This window comes from Brevibacillus sp. HB1.4B (assembly GCF_013284285.1).
GTDB classification, from domain to species: Bacteria; Bacillota; Bacilli; order Brevibacillales; family Brevibacillaceae; genus Brevibacillus; species Brevibacillus porteri.
The window spans coordinates 679275-698597 of sequence record NZ_JABSUT010000002.1 but is presented as its reverse complement, the minus strand read 5'-3'; the positions used below and the strand labels follow the sequence as shown (position 1 = coordinate 698597).

Below are 19323 nucleotides of genomic sequence, written 5' to 3'. Positions count from 1 at the left end.
TTCACTAAATGTTCAAACAAAAGAAGAGTGTTAAAATTTTTCAGAGTTTTTTATTTCCTTTATTGCTTTTGTCTGTTACCGCATGTGGACAGCAAAGCGCTACTCCTGCAAACAATTCTACACCAGCCCCCGCAACCACGACGGCGCCTGCTCCGTCTACTGAAACCAAGCAGCTGACGATTGGAATTGCCCAATTCGTGGAACACCCTGCTTTGGATGCAGCAAGAGAGGGCTTTATCAGCCAATTGGCGAAAAACGGCTACGAAAAAGACAAGCAAGTAAAAATCGATGTGCAATCCGCTCAAGCGAGCATGGATACTGCCATTCAGATTGCCCAAAAATTCGAGGCTGACAAAGTAGATTTGGTGTTGGCTATTGCAACCCCGACGGCACAGGCTGCCGCACAAACTAGCAAGCAGATTCCAATCCTGTTTACGGCGGTAACTGATCCAGTAGAAGCTGGTCTGGTAGCTGCGATGGACAAGCCAGGAGCGAACGTAACTGGTACATCGGATATGAACCCTGTCGAAGAGCAATTGAAGCTGATCAAAGAAATGAAAGCTGATGCGAAGTCTGTTGGAATCATTTATAGTTCTGGTGAAGTCAACTCCAAGGTACAGGTGGATGCGGCAAAAGCTGTAGCTGGCAAGCTTGGTTTAGAAATTAAAGAAGCGGCGATTACGAGCGCAACGGAAGTGAAGCAAGCAGCTGAGTCCATGGTGGGCAAAGTAGATGCTTTCTACGTACCAACTGACAACATGGTCGTATCTTCGATCGCAGCTGTTATCGGTGTAGCGGAAGCACAAAAAATTCCGGTCATCGCTGGTGAAGAAAACTCTGTGAAGAGCGGAGCGATTGCCACTTACGGGATCGACTACACAAAGCTGGGTGAGCAAACAGCTGATATGGCAACAAAAATCCTGAAGGGTGAAGCGAAGCCAGCTGATATGGCTGTTGAAGTGCAAGCAGACATGAAGCTCGTATTGAATAAGAAAGCAGCGGAAAAAATGGGTGTGACGATTCCGCAAGCCATGCTCGACCGTGCTGGACAAGTGATCGAGTAATAAATGCAGTAATTGGAGGATTTCTTCTATGAATCAACTGGCAATAATGGGAGCCATTGAGCAAGGTTTACTATTTGGTATCTTGGCTCTCGGTGTATATCTGACCTTCCGAGTTCTAAACGTTCCTGACTTGACCGTAGATGGTAGTTTTGCCTTGGGAGGCGCAATCGCAGCCAAGTTCATAATCGATGGCACCAATCCGTTTTTGGCCACTTTGCTGGCTTTCATCGTAGGTGGTTTGGCAGGGGCTTTTACGGGCGTCTTGCATACCAAAGGAAAGATTAACGCACTTTTGGCGGGGATCTTGACGATGATCGCCTTGTACTCGATCAATTTGCGTGTCATGGGGAAAGCGAATCTGCCCCTTTTGCGGGAAGATACCCTGTTCACTTATGTGAAGGATATGGGCATTCCGAACCTGGCCGTAGGTGGAGTTACCTTGCTGTCTGGTGTAGCAATCGTCTTTATCGTAGGGGTTATGGTGTTGAAGCTCATCATTGACTGGTTCCTGCATACGGATATGGGTCTGGATTTGCGTGCGACAGGTGACAACTCGAAGATGATCCGTAGCTTTGGGGTAAACACGGATTCGACAACGATCATTGGTTTGGCTCTCTCCAATGGCTTGGTAGCTTTAGCTGGTGCGTGGGTAGCCCAATACCAAGGCTTTGCGGATGTAGGTATGGGGATCGGGATGATCGTCATCGGTCTCGCTTCCGTTATTGTCGGGGAAGTTTTGTTTGGCAGCTCTTCGATTTTCCGAGTGACGCTTGCTGTCATTCTCGGCTCGATTGTGTACCGCTTAGTCATTGCACTGGCTCTGGATGCAGGACTCAATCCTTCTGACATGAAGCTGATTACTGCCCTGATCGTTATCTTTGCCCTGACTGTCCCAACTGTGGCAAAAGGCATCTGGAAAAAGCAAGCGGTACGCACGGCAAGGGGAGGAAGTAGCGATGCTTAAAATTAAAAACGTCAACAAAGTATTCAACGCAGGAACTGTGAACGAAAAGATCGCGCTTCGAAACGTTAATCTGGACGTTAAGAAGGGAGAGTTCATCACCGTTATCGGTAGTAATGGTGCCGGTAAATCGACGATGATGAACATGATCTCCGGTGGACTGACGCCAGATGAGGGTAGCATTACGATTGATGGCAAAGATGTCACGCGCTTGGCGGAGCACCAACGCGCAGGTCTGATTGGTCGAGTCTTTCAGGACCCAATGGCAGGTACAGCGCCGAACATGACGATTGAGGAAAATCTGGCAATCGCTTTGGGGCGGGGAAAACGCCGTACACTTGGATTTGGGGTGAATAACCAGAAGCGAGAGCTGTTCCGTGAGCAGCTCAAGCAGCTGGATCAAGGGCTGGAGAACCGCTTGAAGACCAAGGTAGGTTTCCTCTCAGGGGGACAGCGTCAAGCGCTTAGCCTGTTGATGGCTACCTTCACAGAACCGAAGATTTTGCTCCTCGATGAGCATACAGCAGCGCTTGACCCAAAACGGGCGCAGTTGATTGTAGATTTAACGGAAAAAATCGTGGAGCGCTATAAACTGACGACAATCATGGTCACGCATAATATGGAACAAGCGTTGAACATGGGCAATCGTCTGCTGATGCTCCACGATGGGGGGATTATCCTCGACATTCCGGATGAGAAAAAACGGACGATGAAACCGCAGGATCTGCTTCGCGCATTCGAAACAGCCCGCGGTGGAGAAAGCTTCAGTGAAGATCGCTTCTTGTTAACCTAATCGGATCGAATCAGCCTTCCTGTTCAAGCAGGGAGGCTTTTTCATGCTTGGAAAGATACATGTACATGAATCCGGCACCGATCAAGAGGATGCCTGCTATGATGGTGAATAGCATCGTGCCGCCATCATGCAGCAAGACAAGGCTACCCAAATATGGTCCACACATGCGGGAGATATCCCAGTGTGTTCCCGTGATTGCGAAGTACCGCCCGCGCATCGTGACAGGTGATATTCGTGTGACGAAGGCCATCAACTGAGTCAGACCAATACTCTCCCCAAGGACGAGCAGCACTTGCAGAGAAAGAAGGACAGGTATGTTGTCGATGAAGGCGTAGCCCAAGGATACGATGAGAAAACAAATGTACGAGCCGCTAATCAACAGGCGAGCCGGCAAGTGCTGTGTCCATTTGACGAGCAAATACTCGAACAGGAGCAACAGGACCCCTTTTACCGCAATGAGCAAGGCAAGTGTTTGCAAATAGTCTGGCAGCGTGTATTTTAGATGAAGCTGGAGATTCGTCTCGGTTTGCGCGTAAAACAGACTGATCGGCAAAGACAACATCATAATGGCAAGGGCTGGTCGATAAGCATGCCAGGAGCCTCGTGAACGCACATCAGCTGCTTCCTCGACAGGAGCTTCTGGCAGCGGAGTTTGCGGGATTTTCCACCAGACGGCAAGAGCATAGATCAATAGCGAGATCGCAGTAAACAAAAATGCCATAGCAGGATCGTACTTATAAATGATGACGCCGACTAAAGGTCCCAATGCGGCCCCGATACTGCTAGAAGTATTGAGAAGGGCAAAGGCACCTGCCATTTGTGCAGAGGAAATCGTATCAGCGAGATGCGCGCGGCTGGCAGGGATAAACAGGGAGCGGCCAGCACCGTTGATGATGTACAGGATCGCAAAGCCCAGCATGGAGTCTGCCCAAGCCATTCCCAACATGGCGAAGCCTTGCAGGAACAGGGCGAGTAGCATGATCGTTTTTCGGCGATAGCGGTCCGTGATACCACCAGCAAATATCGTCAGCAAAATTTCGGAGAAGGGCTGCAAGCCAATGACAAGCATGGTCATAGTGACAGAGCCGCCGATGTTCTCGCTCAAGTACAATACGAGAAACGGAGCGATCATGGCGCTGGATAAAGAGGTAAGCGTTTCGCCGAACAGACGGACCCAGAGAAGTATTGGATACGAAGCAAAGAATCGCCGGAGTGCATGAGGGATGTGTGGCATAAGAAAGTCCTTTCTTTCGGCTTTTTCCGGTTAGTTGGTGTTTTTAGAATTGTAAGGTGGCAAAGACCGGAGAAAAAGCGTACGATTAGGCGAATAGTTTTTTCATGTTTTCTGAGGGAATTGGTGGTGGCAAGATGCAACTGGTTGAACAATACATGCGTTTATGTGCGGGGCGGCCTAATGAAGAGATAGGGCATCCGCTTGACATATCGTTAGCTGAAGTTGCTTCGCTTTTATTTTGTACATTGCGGAATACGACCTTGACCTTGAAAAAAATGCAAAGTCAGGGATGGGTAGTCTGGCAGCCGGGGAGAGGGCGAGGAAATCGATCTGTATTGACATGCTTGCTTGCGCCGGAAGACCTGATTCTGAGCGTAGCCAAGGAGCTCGTTCAAAAAGGGGAGATTCGTGCTGCACGGGATATGATCGACGAATATAGGGTAAATTTGCCTGTTTTGGGTGAAAAATTTTCACGATGGATGAATAGTCAGTTTGGACATCATGTGAAACGGGAAAAGGGAAATAAGGGCAGAATCGATACCTTGCGTTTGTTTTACAATCGGCCATTTGCAGGGCTTGATCCGATCCATATTCTCCTGCGCTCCGAGTCACATATGGTAAAGCAGCTATTTGATTCTCTGGTTCAGTTTGATCCTGTCACGAAACGGATTGAACCCGCTATTGCTTTTTATTGGGACACTAGTGAAGAAGGGAAGCAGTGGACTTTTTACTTGCGGAAAGGTGTTCTATTCCATCATGGCCGTCCACTTGTTGCGGATGATGTGCGCTTTTCCTTGCTTCGTTTGATGCAGCATTCCTATAAACATCGCTGGCTAGCCGCTTCAATCGAATCGATTACCGTCAAAGATGACTACGTATTGACGATCTCTTTGCATATGCCGGATGAATTGTTTTTACAGGCACTAAGCAAGGAATATATGGCGATTGTCCCCTGTGATTACGTTCTGGAGATGGGGGAGCAATTTGCGCAAATGCCAGTAGGAACGGGGCCGTTTCGAGTAGTCCGCAACGACGATTCCATGCTCGTGCTGGAAGCGTTCACGCCTTATTTTGGTGGTAGGCCGTTCTTGGACCGAATTGAAATCTGGTGCGTACCTGGAATGGCAGCAGAAGCACAGGCAGATGAGAGCTTGTTATCCGTAATGGCTATGGATGATCATCGGGATACGAGCGCTCTGACATGGAGTGACGTCGGCAGATTGGAAGATTGTTTTCAATACGTCAGCTTGAATGGAGCAAAAAATGGCCCGCTGTCACATAGCGAATTTCGGAGTCTCATGGTGGCTATCATTTGTGGACAAGCCTTGAGACAAGAGCTACAGGGAACGAGGGAGCATGCAGTCATTTGGGGTGGAAGTGATTCGTTCCAAGAAAAAAGAGAGGTGCCGGATGTGCAGGAGTTGGTTCGTATTTTCAAAGAGAGCGAGTATCAGGGAGAGGCACTGTCGCTCTACACGTATCCAGATTCCGATCATATAGAAGATGCCCAGTGGATTCAGAAAACGTGCGAGGAATACGGAATTGCCATTGAGATCAGGTATGCATCTCCGGAGGAGCTTGCCTTGCCTCCGTTGTTACAAGAGGCAGATTTGGTTGTGGATAGTGCGAATGTAGATGAAAGGGCGGAGCTGTCTTTACGAGAATTTCTAAACGCTGGTGCGTTGAGTATTTCACATCATTTAGATCCGCATGGAAAGGAAGAGATCGCGTATTGGATGAACCGCATGTCGTGCGTCCAAACAGCGCAAGACCGACAAGCTTGCGTGGACAGCATCATGCATACGCTTGCGGCTTACAGTACGTTTGTCCCGCTGTATTCGAATCGGGTAGAGATACTTGCACATCCGCGGTTATCGGGTGTAAGTCTGGATGCCTATGGCTGGATGGATTTCAGACGCATTTTTGTTAGGGAATAGCATAAATTTGTCACATAATGATGTGAAACCGCTTTCGTTTTTCATCGTATTATCATATGTAGTTATATATTATGCTCATAAAGCTTTTTGAGGAGGAACTATGCCGGTGTATACCAAAATCGAAAAGGACAAACACATTTTGTTTGCGTCCATTCGCTTAATGATCTGCGTCGGACACGCCGACGGTTATATAGGAAATAAAGAAATGGATCGTATTCATGAAATCGTGAATTCGGAGCATTTTACATTGAAAGAACGACAAATTTTAATGGATGACATGGACTATCCGAAGCGTCCGGAGGTCATCGTGGAAGACCTGGTAGCCATGACGCAGGCTGAAAAGCTCGTTATGATGCGCAAGCTCTACCACATGGCATTGATCGATCGGAAGTTATCACCAGCGGAGACAAAAGAGATTGCCCGCATCGCTTGCCTGATCGGAATCTCGGAGGAAAAGCAGCGTCAAGTAGAAGAGTGGATTCGCGAAGGGATTGTTTGGCGCGAACGCTGGAAAGATATTGTAGGAGAATAGACGGGGCCCCAATATGATTGGGGTCCTTTCGTTTTAGGTGGAAGCTTGGCGCAGCCTCGAATTCTACAGTACAATAAGAAAAATGATGTCTTGGCGAGTGGCGACGCTATTTATGAAGGAGGAGACCCAAATTGCGGATCTTGGTTACGAATGATGATGGCATCGATGCTCTTGGTATCAAGCGATTGGTAGAAGCTTTGCTCACTTTGGAGGGAGCGGAAGTCTATATAGTGGCACCGGTTGAAGAGAAAAGCGGGGTGGGACACGGAATTACTTATCGCAGTGCGCTCGCGCCTGAACAGCGTGATTTTCACGGAATGCCGGTGAAAGCGTGGGCGGTCAATGGCAACCCTGCAGACTGTGTAAAAGCTGCTTACCATCTCCTGTTTGAACATGGGAAAAAGCCGGATATCGTATTTTCGGGGATTAACGTCGGGACGAATCTCGGACGTGATATTTATTACTCCGGTACGTGCAGCGGTGCCAGGGAGGCGGTAATCTTGGGGGTTCCCGGTGTTGCCCTTTCCTATGATAACTGGTTCGATCAAGACAACTACGGCGATGTAGTGGAGATGATTCGTCCGATTGTAAAAGAATTCAGTGATCGTGCGGTCAAAGGAGAACTGGCGTCAGAGGTATTCTGGAATATTAATATCCCGCATGTACCGCTGGCTGAGGTGAAAGGAATGGTTCCGGCCACCTTGTCCATGAATCACTATGAAGACAAATATAGCGAAGAAGCAGAAGGCTATTATTTGGCACGCGAGTACCCTCAAGTCATGCCACTGGCGGAGCCGCTGGACTATGATTTGCTCAAGCATGGCTATATTGCGATTACCCCTGTCCACATTGACGCGACAGATCGGACTCTCTTAAAACAAATGGACAATTGGACATTGCTAAAAGCTTGGGGAAAACAGGAGGAATAACGCATGAATGAAGAATTTTTCCCCTCGTTAACCCCCGATGATACCCTGTGTTCTCCAGACGATTCAACACAGGGAGAGGTTCTCGATCCCGTGGTTTATCACGATTTGTACAAGCTGGCAGAAGAGGAGGGGCTTCCTTACTTTGTCCGTCTAAGTGGAACGGGCGAGGTGGAGCTGTATTTGGTGTTCGAATCGGTGGATGCTTTCAGCGAGCAGACGAGAGATGCCGTTTCGCTCGAATTCAAAACGTATCAAAATAAACTGCTCGCTGTCATTTGGACACTGTCGGACCCGCTGAATCCACTTGGTTTTCCGTTGACGTTCGACATAGCGCATGCTGACGAGCGAAGCATGGCTTTGACAATGATCGAGCAGCCGTTTATTTCTTTGCACTACTTGGCTTACGCGGATCGTGAGCTTACCCACATCTATTCCGAGTCGATTTCTTTTTCCCCAGCGGAAGTGGTTCGTACGCGTGAGATGATTCAGGCGCTCTATGAAGGAACACCTGATACTCTTCCAGAAGAGGTGCAGGTGCGTGAGGAAGAGACAGAAAGCATCTCAGCGATGAGCTTGCCTGGATCTGTTTTTACAGAATCGGGGATGGCCTTCGTATTGCGTTACAAGCACATGAGAGATGTCCAGGGTGAAGAAGGAGCGCAGCATTTATTGATGAGTACTGTGCAGCAAGCAGTATGGGTCATGCGCAGGCACGCCCGCAGCGAGGTCCGGGATACGTCCTTTACCGTATGGGCTGCGGAAGAGGGAGATTACGCGATGATCGTGCTGACGCCAAGTCTCTCGCATTTGTTCGAGGTCGTTCATATGTCAGAAGATGAAGCGAATCCTTTCTCGCGCTTTTTGATGACCTTGCCGGAGTATGTGGAAACACAGGACGCTTCTCCCTTGCAGGTAGGCGCCTATCCACTATTGCGTTATGAGAGCGGTCGCCTCTATCATTTGGAGCTGGATGAAGATGTACAGAAGCATCTCGCGCAGGTGTTTGCGAAAGCGTTTCCAGGAATGCCTGTCCCCTACCTGTAATTGTTGAGGATTGTGAAAAAAGACTCTCCCTGGAATTTTTTGTTCTTCGATGAAATATGGGTAAATAAGTCATTTTTCAACAAAGGATATGACAAGCGGGAATTCGAATTAAGTAAGACAGACAATCCATTGGGGAGAGGTGACGACGATGTACGCTGTTGAACCCAATTTGTTCCAGGCTGTTTCTGAATGCGCCCACCGTTTTCAAGGGGAGATTGAGCAACTGGCACAACGTCATGCACTTACGATCGAAGGAGGGCTTCCTGCCTTGGAGCTGCAGGTACATCCGCAGTTTCAGGCTTTGCTCGAGTACAATTTGTGGGGAGAAGCCGGTTTAGTAGTTATTCATGGGAAATTACATAAGCGCGATCAAGTTTGGACAGATTCGTTTTCAGTCATGATGAAGTTTTCCTTGACGCATGATCCGAGTATCGATATCGAAGGAAAGAAGCAGCGCATTGAAGAGTTTTTATATGGGGAAGCAGAGTACTTCTGGAATATCCCTCCTGCTGGTCATGTCGGTCATAGTGAGCTGACCTTGCGTTTTACCTACCAGCCTGGCTCGAACCGTCTTGCGGAATATGTCAGGAGTGTTTTGGGAATCGTAACCGGAAAGATGATGGCTGCCTAACGAGGCAGGAAAGATAAATGGCTCTCCGTCACAGGAGGGCTATTTTTTTCGAAGGAGGACAGAAATGCGCTTATTCATAGCGTTGGATATTCCAGCTGATGCTGCCGCTTATATTGCCGATGTTCAAAAACGGTTAAAGCAAGATGTGACTGCGGACAGGTGGCAGTCTCTCGCTAATTTGCATTTGACTCTGCATTTTCTTGGAGAGGTGGATGAGTCACTCGTACCCGCTATCTGTGAGGATATGGATATCGTCGGCGCGATCATCCAGCCATTTACCCTGCGTGTTGGTAACTTCGGGGTTTTTCCGAATGCCCTGCATCCACGTGTGCTCTGGCTGGGACTGCGCGGCCAACTTTCTCCACTCAACCAGCTGCATTTATTGTTGGGTAGAAGGTTCGAATTGCACGAAGGCTTGTCCTACGATCGGAAGCGGTATCGGCCGCATATTACGCTGGCGCGCGGTCCGCATCGCAGTGGGGATGAGCTTGCCCTCGTAGATTGGAATGAACGTTATTTAGCGCAGGAGCCCCCACAATGGAAGGCACGGCATTTCCATTTATATCGTTCCGAGCTGTTGCCGGAGGGCGCGGTACATACGATGATCCACACGAGCACGTTTGATAAAGATCACAGCAAAAAACAAGCGTTGCCTGAATAGACTAAGAAGAAAGGATCAGGGAAGCCTTCCAGAAAGCGGTGGAAAACGGATGGGTGAGTTCACGACCGGCATTCTTTATCCACGCAAATACGAACCGAAAGTACTGATTGCCTTATCCAAGACAGAGCAGCCATACTTCCACAGAAACGTCAACATCGACTGGAATGCATTTTTCCTGCAGGATGAGTGGCTGGAAACCTCCACGACGCTTGATTTTTTGCTGAGACTGTCCAAGCAATTCGTACCCCTCCTCTGGTTTCATGACGCTGAGGACAACGGCTGGGGCTTTCGCTTGTTCGATGCAGGCTACGAGGTTGCGTCAGCGACAATCAGCTACTCGCTCGATGTAGAAATGGCGGAAGCCGAGTTTGGTAGGCTTTATCCAGAGATTGACCTGCAGGAAGGAATCGTAGAAAGCGAGGACGTTCGGCAAAAGTATGAAGACATACTGGAGAGGGTAGTGCGTTCGGAGTTGTATCGGCGCGAGGTAGGTAAAGGGATCACACGTATCAAGCCGCAGTCATTTGGTCGGATCGTGGGTCCAAAGCAGATTCAGCAGTTACGTTCCCTTTTTGATCTGCAGTTGTTGACGAACGTCGATGACGACACAGGAGCTTCACTGTTGTACGACTCGGTTGACCTGTTCAAAGAAATTTTGGGAATCGAAGAGATGGTATGGGTGAACTATGCGTATTTAGCAAGCGGAGGCAGAGAGTAGGGAGTAACGAATAAAGAGAACAAAAGCCCAGTGCATCATCGCACTGGGCTTTACACTGCCGCTTACTTCTTTTTCCACTGTCCAAAAATTTCATCCACATCGAGCAGCATGATCAGCTTGTCGTTCAAACGGGCAATGCCGTGCAAATACTTGCCCTCTACACCAGCGATAATCGGTGGTGCAGGCTCGATCAAGTTCTGCGGAATATTCATGACCTCCGAGACCGCATCTACGATAATCCCGATGTTCAACGCATCCATCTGCAAATCGACAAAGCGAGTATCATCCGTTTGTTCCAAAGGTTCCAAATCAAACATTTTCCGCAAGTTGATTATCGGTAAGATCCGCCCACGCAGATCAATGACTCCTTCGACATAAGGTGGAGATTTTGGAAAACGTGTAATGGGAAGTGGCTTGATAATCTCACGTACGAGTGAAATTGACAGTCCGTAATATTCATTCCCCATTTTAAACAAAATCTGTTGGTCAACAGCTACTTCTGCCTCCAAATCATTGCTTCTTTTCGTCAAATCCATGTGCACTATTCCTCCCCGAACCGCTTTCCATGTCTTTACCCATATTGTACCATGGACAAACCTATTCAGGACGTTTTTTTGTGGCAGGCAAAGACTTATGAACTAGTTTCAGGGGATGATCTGCAAGGAAGCGAGAACAACAATGGTCATGCTGACTCCAAAGCTGAGAAAGGCAATTTTGCTCAATGTTCTGTCAAAACCAATCTGCATTATCTATTCAGGGTGATTTGATAGAGAATGTACGTTCGAATTGAGTGCAGTATTTGACTAGAAAATATAGTTGTAGACTGAAAAATAAAGTTCTAGACTCGCGGAGCTATTACGATAATGGGACTTTATGAAAGGGTGTAGCAGTAGCTGATCTCAAATCAATCAAAAAATTTGCTTTACAGTAAGATTTCTTTTACAGCCAGATTACGGTTTGCGAAATCTTTTCCAGGGTGTCCAAGCGGCATTTGGATCGGTACTAACCTTCCACTGTGTGTGGATATCCCCAGATTGGTCAGCTACCCACACTTGCAGACGCCCGTCATTCAACGGTGCCACAGTGAAGGCGACGGGCCGGCCAGGCGCGTGGAATGACCTCCATGGGCTCCAGTCGGAGTTCGGGCCGCCAGTCTTCCACCGGCTCGACAGATGTCCATCAAGTTTGAGACGCCACAGTTGCACCCGCCCGTCGGGAAGAGTACCTGCCGAGATCTTGTCGTCCTCCCTCGTATCGTACCAAACACGCCACGGTGCCCAGTCCGAGTTGGCGTGTCTATGCACCATCCAAGTCGTCAACACGTTTAGTCCAGTAGTCACGAAGAGTTGTATTCGTCCGTCCGCCAGGATGCATGCTGAGATCCGCCTGATGCGATGTCCGCCAGGCGGCGTGAATTCGTGCCATGGAACCCAATCGGAGTTTTCGGCGGTCGTTTTCTTCTGGGTGGTGAAGATCGTGTTGGTCCTCAGGGTAACGAAGACTTGGAGACGCCCGTCGGGGAGAGCAACAGCCGCCACGCTTGTCACGCCAGCACCGTTCCAGAATAATTGCCAGTCTGACCAGCGATGCATCAAAATCTCCCACATCGTTCTGACGCTCGAATCTGAGTTCGCGATGACGAACGCTTGCAGCAACCCGCCCACCCGTGGAAACACACTACCTACTGTCACACCCCCAACTGGAACTCTCACCTTGCGCCATGGCGTCCAGCTGGAATTTGGGTCGTATCGGTTCACTTTATCGACCATCCAGAGGGTGCCATCGTTCTTGCTGATAAATACAGCTGGAGTGGGGCCGTAGCTGGTAGCTCTGTACGAAGCCATGAGTCCGCTGTACATATTGACTGCCTCCTTTGCTTGTTATACAAAACTGAATCTGAGGTTACTACAATTGTTTAGTAACCTCAGATTCACATTACTACATGATTATGATTACCTCATGAGCTTTATACGGTTCAGAAAGTAGTGTTACTACCGCCCCATACTTTCCGAACTAGACGACTTTTGGTTAAAAAGCATTAGCGTAAACAAAGGGGCCGGTATCGTGATGAATCCTAACCTTACGTGGAATGACAATATTTCCACTTCTGTCACTCATGCAGTTACAATCCAAGTGATTCAAACTGAGGGTGTGGTAGCTGTTAGCGGAACACCGACGTGGCGTTTATGTGACTGTGTTTTAATAGGGGGACCGTCCGCAAGCCAAACCGCGTTATCTTAACTCCAATGTGACAATCTAGCTGACTCGGATCTGGATTAAAGCAATTAGGAGAATTTTCTACTTCTTATATGAATGATATTTCATGAAATGGTCAGCCTACTGTTTGGAGACATTCGGAATGAAAATGCAACAAACAATTGCAAGCGTAAATCCCTTTGTAGTACGAAGACAAAAATATTATTGGGGGTTATTTATCATGCTAGAAGTAGAACTAGATATCTTTTCAGGAAGGCCCAATCCCAAATGGATTTTGTCTGAGACCGAAGAGAAGGAACTACTTAAAATAATAACCTCCGACCCGACGCAAATTTCACCAGTGTATACCCCTGAGGAGGAGTTTGGTCTTGGCTATCGTGGATTTATTGTCCGCGAGATTAAGACGGATGAAGGGATTTGGAGCAGGACCAATCGGGAAATGGAAAGTCCACTCCCCATGGAGTTCCGTGTTGGAAGTAAACCAGCGAAGCAAGCCCTCGCTACTGAGTGGCTTTTGCAAACATCAGAAAAGAAAAACAGTAAAGTAACGGACAATCTGCGTGAAGAGGCTGCAAGTGGTGTCGTTTTATTACCTTCGCCCACTGAAGTTGTTGATCCAACCATAGATACTAGTAGTGAAGTCTCCGAATCAATGGTCTGCGCTTCCATGTACTACAATAATAACGTAACCGCTTTCAATGAACCTCATCAAATCGCTAATAATAATTGCTATGCCTTCGCCAGTAATCATCTGGGGGGAGGGCGCTGGGCTCACCCTGGCCTCCGCGGAGGCCGTCCAGCAAGGGAAAATACCTGTAGTGAAGTGATGGGTGGTCTGTACGCCGATGGTTGGAGTCATCACTGCTCACCTAGCTCATTGAACGTATTGATGATTGGATGCGTAATTAAACCAGGCGGACCACTTGATTCGGATTTTCACTTCTATCGGCTAGTCACGGATGGATCTCATGGTGCGTTGTGGGGCCACAAACCAGGAGCGACACCAGCTAAAAACAGAGATGATTGTGGGCGGCTTATTGGTTTAGGTTATGACCCAAGAACCATTTGCAGAGGCAGATACACTGAATTCTGTGGCTTTTTCTATCATAATGGTCCAGTGGTATTCGTCAAATCTTATTAACTATTCGATGCCAGGATACAAATGATAGGAAGGATGAGAGCAGGGCAGCCAAGACGCCATGCTTCAGAGATTGTACCGAATGTTGGGACAACTTCAAGCTGAATCATCCTTTTGATTCAGCAGAACCTGACTGATGAGTGACGGCTCCCTTCTACCTTTTTCATTTGTCTCAAAAAGAACAGACCGACAAGCGTCAGGCTCGTCGGTCTGTTTTCATGATTATGGTTCACGAAGATCGTTCAATGAGATTCCTTGCTCAAGCGCGAAATCAAAATCATCCACATCGTAAAATTGAACAGGCACGATATATTCCAATATCCGATCCTGATAATCAGGCTGGTCTGTGAGAAGTGGGACCTCAAACTTCATGGCCGTCAACAATAGCTGTGTCTCTACGGGATCAAATATCTCCCCCCACATGGCGTTGTCCTCCACTTTTACGACTGTCAGTGTCACACCGTTCGGAAAAGAAAAGGGAACCTTGGACCATGGGGCTATCAGTCCTTTTTCCATTCGCTTGCGATTGAATGGATCGGCAAAAAATTGGCTCATTTCTTTCATAATCCGCCGGACATACTGATCATCAGCAGAGTAGGGCATGATAGGTTCAGGACTCTGGATAAATTCGTCCAATTCATAGATTGTCGACGCGGGTATCAGATATTCTACTGGTTGCGATGGGACCATCAACTCCCCGTAGATAGCCAACATGATCGCTTCTATAACGAATTGTTTCGACATTTCGACAACCCTCCTCGTTACCATCATACAAAAAATCAGGGGTACCGTACAAGGGTGGCGAGTAGGGCTTAAAAAGTTCTGGGAGGGTGCATCCTTTGTTTGAATCTGCCTTTTTTTCGTCGCTGCTACTCATCATTACCATCAACCTCGTATTAAGTGGAGATAATGCTGTGGTCATTGCCATCGCTTGTCGGAAGCTTCCTATCGAACAACGAAAACGAGCCATATTGTGGGGGACGTTTCTTGCTATCATCGTACGTGTGATCGCTACGATTCTTGCTGTTTATTTGCTGAAAATCCCGTATCTGTACATGATCGGCGGAATTATCCTGCTATGGATCAGCTACAACCTGTTACGCGAGGACGAGCGAGAGGAAGCAATCAGCTCGAGTGAAGACTTGGTTCAAGCGGTCAAGACGATTGTGGTGGCAGATGTGATGATGGGACTGGATAACGTACTCGCCATTGCAGGAGCAGCGAAAGGAGATATCGTCCTCATCGTGCTGGGCCTTTTGATCAGTGTGCCTCTCATGATTTTTGGCAGCCAGCTCATTCTAAAAGCAATGGAGCGCTTTGTATGGCTTGTTTATATTGGTTCAGGTGTCCTGGCTGTAACAGCGGTGAATATGATTCTAATGGATGATACAATGCATGAGTGGATCGCGGGGAGGGCTTGGCTCGAATATGCGATCAAAATTGGATTGGTCGCTCTCGTGTTAGTTGCGGGATATTTGCAACGTACGAAAACACCACGTACCCACGCATGAAAAAACTGAGATGAATAATAAATCTCAGCTTTGTCGCGGGCCTATAAGGTTTTGACGATCGTCACGCTCATCCATTCTTTATCGTAGAGATCGACTTCATAGGTGGAGGCTACTTCAGATCCATCTTCATTGGTAAGAATACGGATCGTCGGTCGATTCACTGCCAATGGATTCACTTTGGAAACGACCCCGGTATGCCCTGTACTTAGCATTACAGTTGAAGCAATTGGATAAATAGCGACGTGCTGCAGGAATAGCTTGAGCAGGTCGAGGTCAAAATAGGTGTTTCCTGTAGCGAACAAATACTCGGTAGCATCACTCGGCGAGTAGCTTTTCCGAAATGGGCGCGGGGAAACCAAGGCATCGTAAACATCAGCGATTGCTACGATTCGTGCATACTCGTGAATGTTTTTCTCACAGAGCTGACGGGGATATCCTGTTCCGTTGTATCTCTCGTGGTGCTGCAACGCACAGTGTGCGGAGACGACCGAGATATTATGTTGATTCCGCAAAATATTGAAGCCTTCTTCGGTATGGTATTGGACACGTTGTCGTTCTTCTGCGCTTAACTCCGTACGCATGGTCCAGAGCTCCTTAGGAACCTGTGTCATGCCGATGTCGAACAAAAGCGCACCAATGCCCAACTCCATCATCTGTTGCTGGTTGTAGCCTTTGGCCATCCCTACCACACCAGACAGAACGGCGACATTGACTGCGTGGTGAAAAAGGTAACCATCCAATACGTGAAGACTGGATAGGTTGACCAAGATATCTTTACGACTGCTCAAATCTTGAAAGATTTCCCGAAAAACCTTTTGAAAACTGCTCCCGAAATCAGGTACGGACGTACGGCGCTTGATCTGCGGCTGATCCATGAGGGTGGTCATCGTTTTGTACACGGCATCCACGGCTTCTTTACGCGTCTCATCGCGGATTACATCTTCCGGCATGATATCTTCTGTGTGCTTGTCTTGAATGTAAAGGGTATCAATTCCCAATTGAACAAGCCGTTCAATGTATCGAGGGGTTAGTTGTACCCCGATCCCCAACAAAACGTTCCCATTTTCCTGGAACAAGCTCTTGGCGATGACATCGCCCGGCTTTACCGAAGTAATATGCAATTTTCTCACAACGAAAGCCCCAGTCCTTTTATGGTGGAATGTAAATAGTCCTGATTTTCAGTCAGTTCATATAGTACCATTTTATCACAGTAGAACATGGGGAGACTACCGCTGTTGAGGTTATTCTCTTAATTGTCATTTTTTTCCGTATAAAAAAACACGATTATTGCTCGGCTGCGCGATCTGAACGTGTAAACCAGCGGAAAGGGTTGAGTGACCAGCGAGGTTCGTAGCGGGCATAGCGCTCCTTGCGACGAGTCAAGCGCTGCTGCATGAGATCCAGTTCAAAAGTAACACGACGCATTTCCAAGCGAAGGGACTCTTGCATTTCTTCTATATCCGCAATTTTTTGCAGAATGGTCGATTGCATATGATTCATAGAGGAGAGCTGTGTGAGCTCCTGCTGAAATTGGACGAGTGTCTCGTGGACAGTCACTTCCACTTCTCGCATGCCTGTTCCCAGCTTGTTTGTGGCGCTAATCGTAACGGCGGTTTCTTCTGCACCTGTGAGTTCTTCTTCCAGGAGCATTTCCTCGGACAGACGTCCTTCTTCTATCAGTTGGCGCTGAATATCTTTTAACGAGCTGTTGCCGCTGTCTTTTCTTTCCTTTACTTCCTTGAGCAGTTCAAAGCCTGCTTCGCTGATCAAATAGTGACCCTGCGGATTTTTCAGACGTTCCTGTGCAGGTACGAACAAGTCCAGCCAGTTACGCAGTGTACGAACATGCACATCAAGGCGATCAGCTACCTCTTTTGAAGCCATCCAAACTTGTACATCCATCCAGAATCACTCCTTTTTTTCCTCTCGGTATTCCCGGTGGACTCATTATAGCACCAAAATTTTCCGGGTAAGAGAGAATCGACAAAGGTTCTAAAAACTAGTGATCTTTCGTCCGATTCGGACAGATCGTCGTATTTTGTCAAATTTGGTTGACTGCTCATAATGACCGGGACAGGCGCGTACATATGGAAGGAGAAACCATGTTTTTGCTCGTTGGGTGAGGAGAGGACCGGATGATGCAATCTGTTTTCTGGATTGTCCTTTTGACTGCTGCCTTGGCGAGCAGTATCGGAGGACTGCTGTTGTGTTTGCGTGCCTGGTCATCCGAGGCATTGTTTGCGATGATCAGTGCAGGCGCTGGGCTACTGCTAGCGATAACGCTACTAGATTTGATGCCACATGTCTTTTCTGACAAGAGCTTGTGGTTGATGCCATTTGTGCTCGTTGGCTTTGTGATGCTTTTTGCTCTGGAACTAATCAGCAAGTCTAGCGGAGAGTTTGGCTCCACGGGAATCATTGGGGTCATGACAGGTTTTTTATTGCATGCATTTGTCGAAGGGGTCTCATTAGTCGCTAGCTTGCAGATGGATTCAGAAGTAGGGGTATCGGTGTTGGTGGCGATGCTGCTGCACAAAATTCCAGATGGCGTGACCATTGCCTCTCTTTTGCTGGCAGCGACCAACTCGAGAAAGAAAGCATTTTGGGGGGCGACATCCCTTGGAATCGCGACGATTGCAGGAGCTCTCAGTTTTGGCTTTGCCGAGCAAATGTTTCCTTCGAATTGGTCTGGCATTATGTTGGCCATGACGACCGGTATCTTTTTGTATGTATCCGCTAGCCATCTCGTCCCTTATATCGGACAAACCAAAAAGGCACAGTACGGAGTTTATTTTGTTGGTGCCATGGCCGTGTATTTGATTTTGTCTGCCTTTTTACACGCGAACCACTTGCATGCATAAAAGGTCCCATTCCTAGCCAGTCTAGTCTGGAGGAAGGGAGTGTGGACTGACAGTATGAACCATCAAGAACAATTGCAAACAGACGATCTCTTGCAGTCACTGACTGAATTCCCGGTCATGGGGACATCGTTGAATCCAATGCAGGAATCGTGGGCTTCCTCTGAAGCTCTAACTGCGCTAACCGATCAGGCCGGAAGTACCGATTAAATGTTTTTGTACGGCCCCTCTCGTTTATCCCCTCGTATCCATGGACAAGATCGGTTATAATGCAGGGGAATAAGTTGGGAAAGGGGCAGATACATAATGAATACATTGTTGCAAGGAAAGAACATCGTCATCATGGGCGTAGCAAACCACCGCAGCATTGCCTGGGGAATTGCGCAATCCTTACATAATGCTGGAGCGAATCTGATTTTTACGTACCAAGGGGAGCGTCTGCGTGAAAACGTGGCGGCACTCACGGAAAAATTGGGAGTAGAGTCGCTGTTGGTAAATTGCGATGTCACGAAGGATGAGGATGTCGAAGCGGCTTTTGCTGTGATCAAAGAAAAAGTGGGCGTTATTCACGGTCTAGCGCACTGCATCGCGTTTGCGAAAACCGAAGAGCTCGAAGGCGAGTATGTCAACACATCCCGTGAAGGATACGCACTGGCACAAGACATTAGCGCATTCTCCCTGGTAGCAGTTGCTCGTGCTGCTCGTCCTTTGATGACCGAGGGCGGAAGCATCGTGACTTTGACGTACCTTGGCGGTGAGCGCGTGATTCAAAACTACAACGTAATGGGTGTAGCCAAAGCTGCGCTTGATGCATCTGTTCGTTACTTGGCAAACGACTTGGGCAAAGAGAATATTCGTATCAATGCGATCTCTGCTGGTCCAATCCGTACGCTTGCTGCAAAAGGCATCCGCAATTTCAACTCCGTGCTGAAGGAAATTGAGGAAAAAGCGCCATTGCGCCGCACGATTGATCAATCGGAAGTAGGCGACACGGCCCTCTTCTTGTTCAGCAATCTCTCCAGAGGAATCACGGGTGAAATTCTGCACGTCGATGCTGGCTACAGCATTATGGGCGGCTAACCAGAAGCAAATTTC

The 19323-nt window shown here is 48.0% G+C and carries 21 protein-coding genes; 15 read left to right on the top strand and 6 right to left on the bottom strand.

Annotated elements, in window-relative coordinates; all coding sequences use genetic code 11:
• Window positions 1-8 precede the first annotated feature (8 nt).
• The 3 genes from HP398_RS07615 to HP398_RS07605 are packed head-to-tail and all read left to right on the top strand — an operon-like array spanning window position 9 to window position 2818.
• Window positions 9-1064, top strand: coding sequence for an ABC transporter substrate-binding protein (locus tag HP398_RS07615; protein ID WP_017250340.1), 1056 nt, complete (start codon window positions 9-11; stop codon window positions 1062-1064).
• A gap of 28 nt (window positions 1065-1092) precedes the next feature.
• On the top strand, window positions 1093-2028 hold the full coding sequence (locus tag HP398_RS07610; protein WP_017250339.1) for an ABC transporter permease: 936 nt from the start codon (window positions 1093-1095) through the stop codon (window positions 2026-2028).
• Window positions 2021-2818, top strand: coding sequence for an ABC transporter ATP-binding protein (locus tag HP398_RS07605; protein ID WP_017250338.1), 798 nt, complete (start codon window positions 2021-2023; stop codon window positions 2816-2818). Before HP398_RS07610 ends, HP398_RS07605 begins: the two co-directional genes overlap by 8 nt.
• A 10-nt stretch (window positions 2819-2828) precedes the next feature.
• Here HP398_RS07605 and HP398_RS07600 read toward each other — a convergent pair whose 3' ends face one another.
• The gene (locus tag HP398_RS07600; protein ID WP_173622283.1) at window positions 2829-4052 is read right to left on the bottom strand and encodes an MDR family MFS transporter; all 1224 of its coding nucleotides are present in this window, start codon (window positions 4050-4052) and stop codon (window positions 2829-2831) included.
• A 134-nt stretch (window positions 4053-4186) separates the two neighbouring features.
• Here HP398_RS07600 and HP398_RS07595 point away from each other — a divergent pair, with 134 nt between their 5' ends.
• The 7 genes from HP398_RS07595 (at window position 4187) to HP398_RS07565 (ending at window position 10504) form a co-directional block, all read left to right on the top strand.
• The gene (locus tag HP398_RS07595) at window positions 4187-5989 is read left to right on the top strand and encodes an SgrR family transcriptional regulator (RefSeq protein ID WP_173622325.1); all 1803 of its coding nucleotides are present in this window, start codon (window positions 4187-4189) and stop codon (window positions 5987-5989) included.
• Between the two features lie 100 nt (window positions 5990-6089).
• The gene (locus tag HP398_RS07590; RefSeq protein WP_017250335.1) at window positions 6090-6521 is read left to right on the top strand and encodes a tellurite resistance TerB family protein; all 432 of its coding nucleotides are present in this window, start codon (window positions 6090-6092) and stop codon (window positions 6519-6521) included.
• 131 nt (window positions 6522-6652) lie between these two features.
• Window positions 6653-7450 carry a 5'/3'-nucleotidase SurE gene (gene surE, locus HP398_RS07585; RefSeq protein WP_017250334.1) on the top strand — a complete coding sequence of 266 codons (798 nt, stop codon included), beginning with the start codon at window positions 6653-6655 and terminating at the stop codon, window positions 7448-7450.
• A gap of 3 nt (window positions 7451-7453) precedes the next feature.
• Window positions 7454-8494: a hypothetical protein gene (locus HP398_RS07580; protein WP_173622282.1), complete on the top strand. Its 1041-nt coding sequence runs from the start codon at window positions 7454-7456 to the stop codon at window positions 8492-8494.
• Window positions 8495-8642: 148 nt separating this feature from the next.
• Complete coding sequence (locus tag HP398_RS07575) at window positions 8643-9125, top strand: hypothetical protein (protein WP_017250332.1); 483 nt, start codon at window positions 8643-8645, stop codon at window positions 9123-9125.
• A 64-nt stretch (window positions 9126-9189) separates the two neighbouring features.
• The gene (gene thpR / locus HP398_RS07570; protein ID WP_017250331.1) at window positions 9190-9786 is read left to right on the top strand and encodes an RNA 2',3'-cyclic phosphodiesterase; all 597 of its coding nucleotides are present in this window, start codon (window positions 9190-9192) and stop codon (window positions 9784-9786) included.
• Window positions 9787-9835: 49 nt separating this feature from the next.
• Window positions 9836-10504 (top strand): hypothetical protein, encoded by a 669-nt coding sequence (locus HP398_RS07565; protein ID WP_106835867.1) that lies wholly within the window; start codon window positions 9836-9838, stop codon window positions 10502-10504.
• Window positions 10505-10566: 62 nt separating this feature from the next.
• Here the strand turns inward: HP398_RS07565 and HP398_RS07560 are convergent, their stop codons facing one another.
• Together HP398_RS07560 and HP398_RS31485 are read right to left on the bottom strand one after the other, a co-directional pair.
• A complete protein-coding gene (locus tag HP398_RS07560) occupies window positions 10567-11040 on the bottom strand; it encodes a chemotaxis protein CheW (RefSeq protein WP_017250329.1) in 474 nt (157 codons plus the stop codon).
• A gap of 414 nt (window positions 11041-11454) precedes the next feature.
• The gene (locus HP398_RS31485) at window positions 11455-12273 is read right to left on the bottom strand and encodes a DUF8189 domain-containing protein (RefSeq protein WP_483296510.1); all 819 of its coding nucleotides are present in this window, start codon (window positions 12271-12273) and stop codon (window positions 11455-11457) included.
• A gap of 590 nt (window positions 12274-12863) precedes the next feature.
• On the opposite strand from HP398_RS31485, the gene HP398_RS07550 reads away from it, so the two are divergent.
• A complete protein-coding gene (locus HP398_RS07550) occupies window positions 12864-13862 on the top strand; it encodes a hypothetical protein (protein WP_217368554.1) in 999 nt (332 codons plus the stop codon).
• 219 nt (window positions 13863-14081) lie between these two features.
• On the opposite strand, the gene HP398_RS07545 is transcribed toward HP398_RS07550, so the two are convergent.
• Window positions 14082-14603: a hypothetical protein gene (locus HP398_RS07545; protein ID WP_017250326.1), complete on the bottom strand. Its 522-nt coding sequence runs from the start codon at window positions 14601-14603 to the stop codon at window positions 14082-14084.
• 86 nt (window positions 14604-14689) lie between these two features.
• Between HP398_RS07545 and HP398_RS07540 the strand changes: the two genes are divergently transcribed.
• Window positions 14690-15370: a TerC family protein gene (locus HP398_RS07540; protein WP_017250325.1), complete on the top strand. Its 681-nt coding sequence runs from the start codon at window positions 14690-14692 to the stop codon at window positions 15368-15370.
• A gap of 41 nt (window positions 15371-15411) precedes the next feature.
• Here the strand turns inward: HP398_RS07540 and HP398_RS07535 are convergent, their stop codons facing one another.
• Window positions 15412-16500, bottom strand: a complete 1089-nt coding sequence (locus tag HP398_RS07535) for an HD-GYP domain-containing protein (protein ID WP_017250324.1) — start codon at window positions 16498-16500, stop codon at window positions 15412-15414.
• Window positions 16501-16654: 154 nt separating this feature from the next.
• Window positions 16655-17272 carry a MerR family transcriptional regulator gene (locus tag HP398_RS07530; RefSeq protein WP_017250323.1) on the bottom strand — a complete coding sequence of 206 codons (618 nt, stop codon included), beginning with the start codon at window positions 17270-17272 and terminating at the stop codon, window positions 16655-16657.
• A gap of 233 nt (window positions 17273-17505) precedes the next feature.
• Here HP398_RS07530 and HP398_RS07525 point away from each other — a divergent pair, with 233 nt between their 5' ends.
• From HP398_RS07525 to fabI, 3 genes are all read left to right on the top strand, one after another.
• The gene (locus HP398_RS07525) at window positions 17506-18231 is read left to right on the top strand and encodes a ZIP family metal transporter (RefSeq protein WP_017250322.1); all 726 of its coding nucleotides are present in this window, start codon (window positions 17506-17508) and stop codon (window positions 18229-18231) included.
• A gap of 39 nt (window positions 18232-18270) precedes the next feature.
• On the top strand, window positions 18271-18438 hold the full coding sequence (locus HP398_RS07520) for a hypothetical protein (protein WP_174224066.1): 168 nt from the start codon (window positions 18271-18273) through the stop codon (window positions 18436-18438).
• A 96-nt stretch (window positions 18439-18534) separates the two neighbouring features.
• Window positions 18535-19308: an enoyl-ACP reductase FabI gene (fabI, locus tag HP398_RS07515; RefSeq protein ID WP_016742464.1), complete on the top strand. Its 774-nt coding sequence runs from the start codon at window positions 18535-18537 to the stop codon at window positions 19306-19308.
• The last annotated feature ends 15 nt before the right edge of the window (window positions 19309-19323 follow it).

Coding starts and splice junctions, on each gene's coding strand:
- HP398_RS07580 (WP_173622282.1), top strand. CDS start 7,454: ATGAATGAAGAATTTTTCCCCTCGTTAACCCCCGATGATACCCTGTGT.
- thpR (WP_017250331.1), top strand. CDS start 9,190: ATGCGCTTATTCATAGCGTTGGATATTCCAGCTGATGCTGCCGCTTAT.
- HP398_RS07595 (WP_173622325.1), top strand. CDS start 4,187: ATGCAACTGGTTGAACAATACATGCGTTTATGTGCGGGGCGGCCTAAT.
- HP398_RS07600 (WP_173622283.1), bottom strand. CDS start 4,052: ATGCCACACATCCCTCATGCACTCCGGCGATTCTTTGCTTCGTATCCA.
- HP398_RS07525 (WP_017250322.1), top strand. CDS start 17,506: ATGATGCAATCTGTTTTCTGGATTGTCCTTTTGACTGCTGCCTTGGCG.
- HP398_RS07565 (WP_106835867.1), top strand. CDS start 9,836: ATGGGTGAGTTCACGACCGGCATTCTTTATCCACGCAAATACGAACCG.
- HP398_RS31485 (WP_483296510.1), bottom strand. CDS start 12,273: ATGGTCGATAAAGTGAACCGATACGACCCAAATTCCAGCTGGACGCCA.
- HP398_RS07615 (WP_017250340.1), top strand. CDS start 9: ATGTTCAAACAAAAGAAGAGTGTTAAAATTTTTCAGAGTTTTTTATTT.
- HP398_RS07530 (WP_017250323.1), bottom strand. CDS start 17,272: ATGGATGTACAAGTTTGGATGGCTTCAAAAGAGGTAGCTGATCGCCTT.
- HP398_RS07605 (WP_017250338.1), top strand. CDS start 2,021: ATGCTTAAAATTAAAAACGTCAACAAAGTATTCAACGCAGGAACTGTG.
- HP398_RS07610 (WP_017250339.1), top strand. CDS start 1,093: ATGAATCAACTGGCAATAATGGGAGCCATTGAGCAAGGTTTACTATTT.
- HP398_RS07545 (WP_017250326.1), bottom strand. CDS start 14,603: ATGTCGAAACAATTCGTTATAGAAGCGATCATGTTGGCTATCTACGGG.
- HP398_RS07560 (WP_017250329.1), bottom strand. CDS start 11,040: ATGGATTTGACGAAAAGAAGCAATGATTTGGAGGCAGAAGTAGCTGTT.
- HP398_RS07550 (WP_217368554.1), top strand. CDS start 12,864: ATGAAAATGCAACAAACAATTGCAAGCGTAAATCCCTTTGTAGTACGA.
- HP398_RS07575 (WP_017250332.1), top strand. CDS start 8,643: ATGTACGCTGTTGAACCCAATTTGTTCCAGGCTGTTTCTGAATGCGCC.
- fabI (WP_016742464.1), top strand. CDS start 18,535: ATGAATACATTGTTGCAAGGAAAGAACATCGTCATCATGGGCGTAGCA.
- HP398_RS07590 (WP_017250335.1), top strand. CDS start 6,090: ATGCCGGTGTATACCAAAATCGAAAAGGACAAACACATTTTGTTTGCG.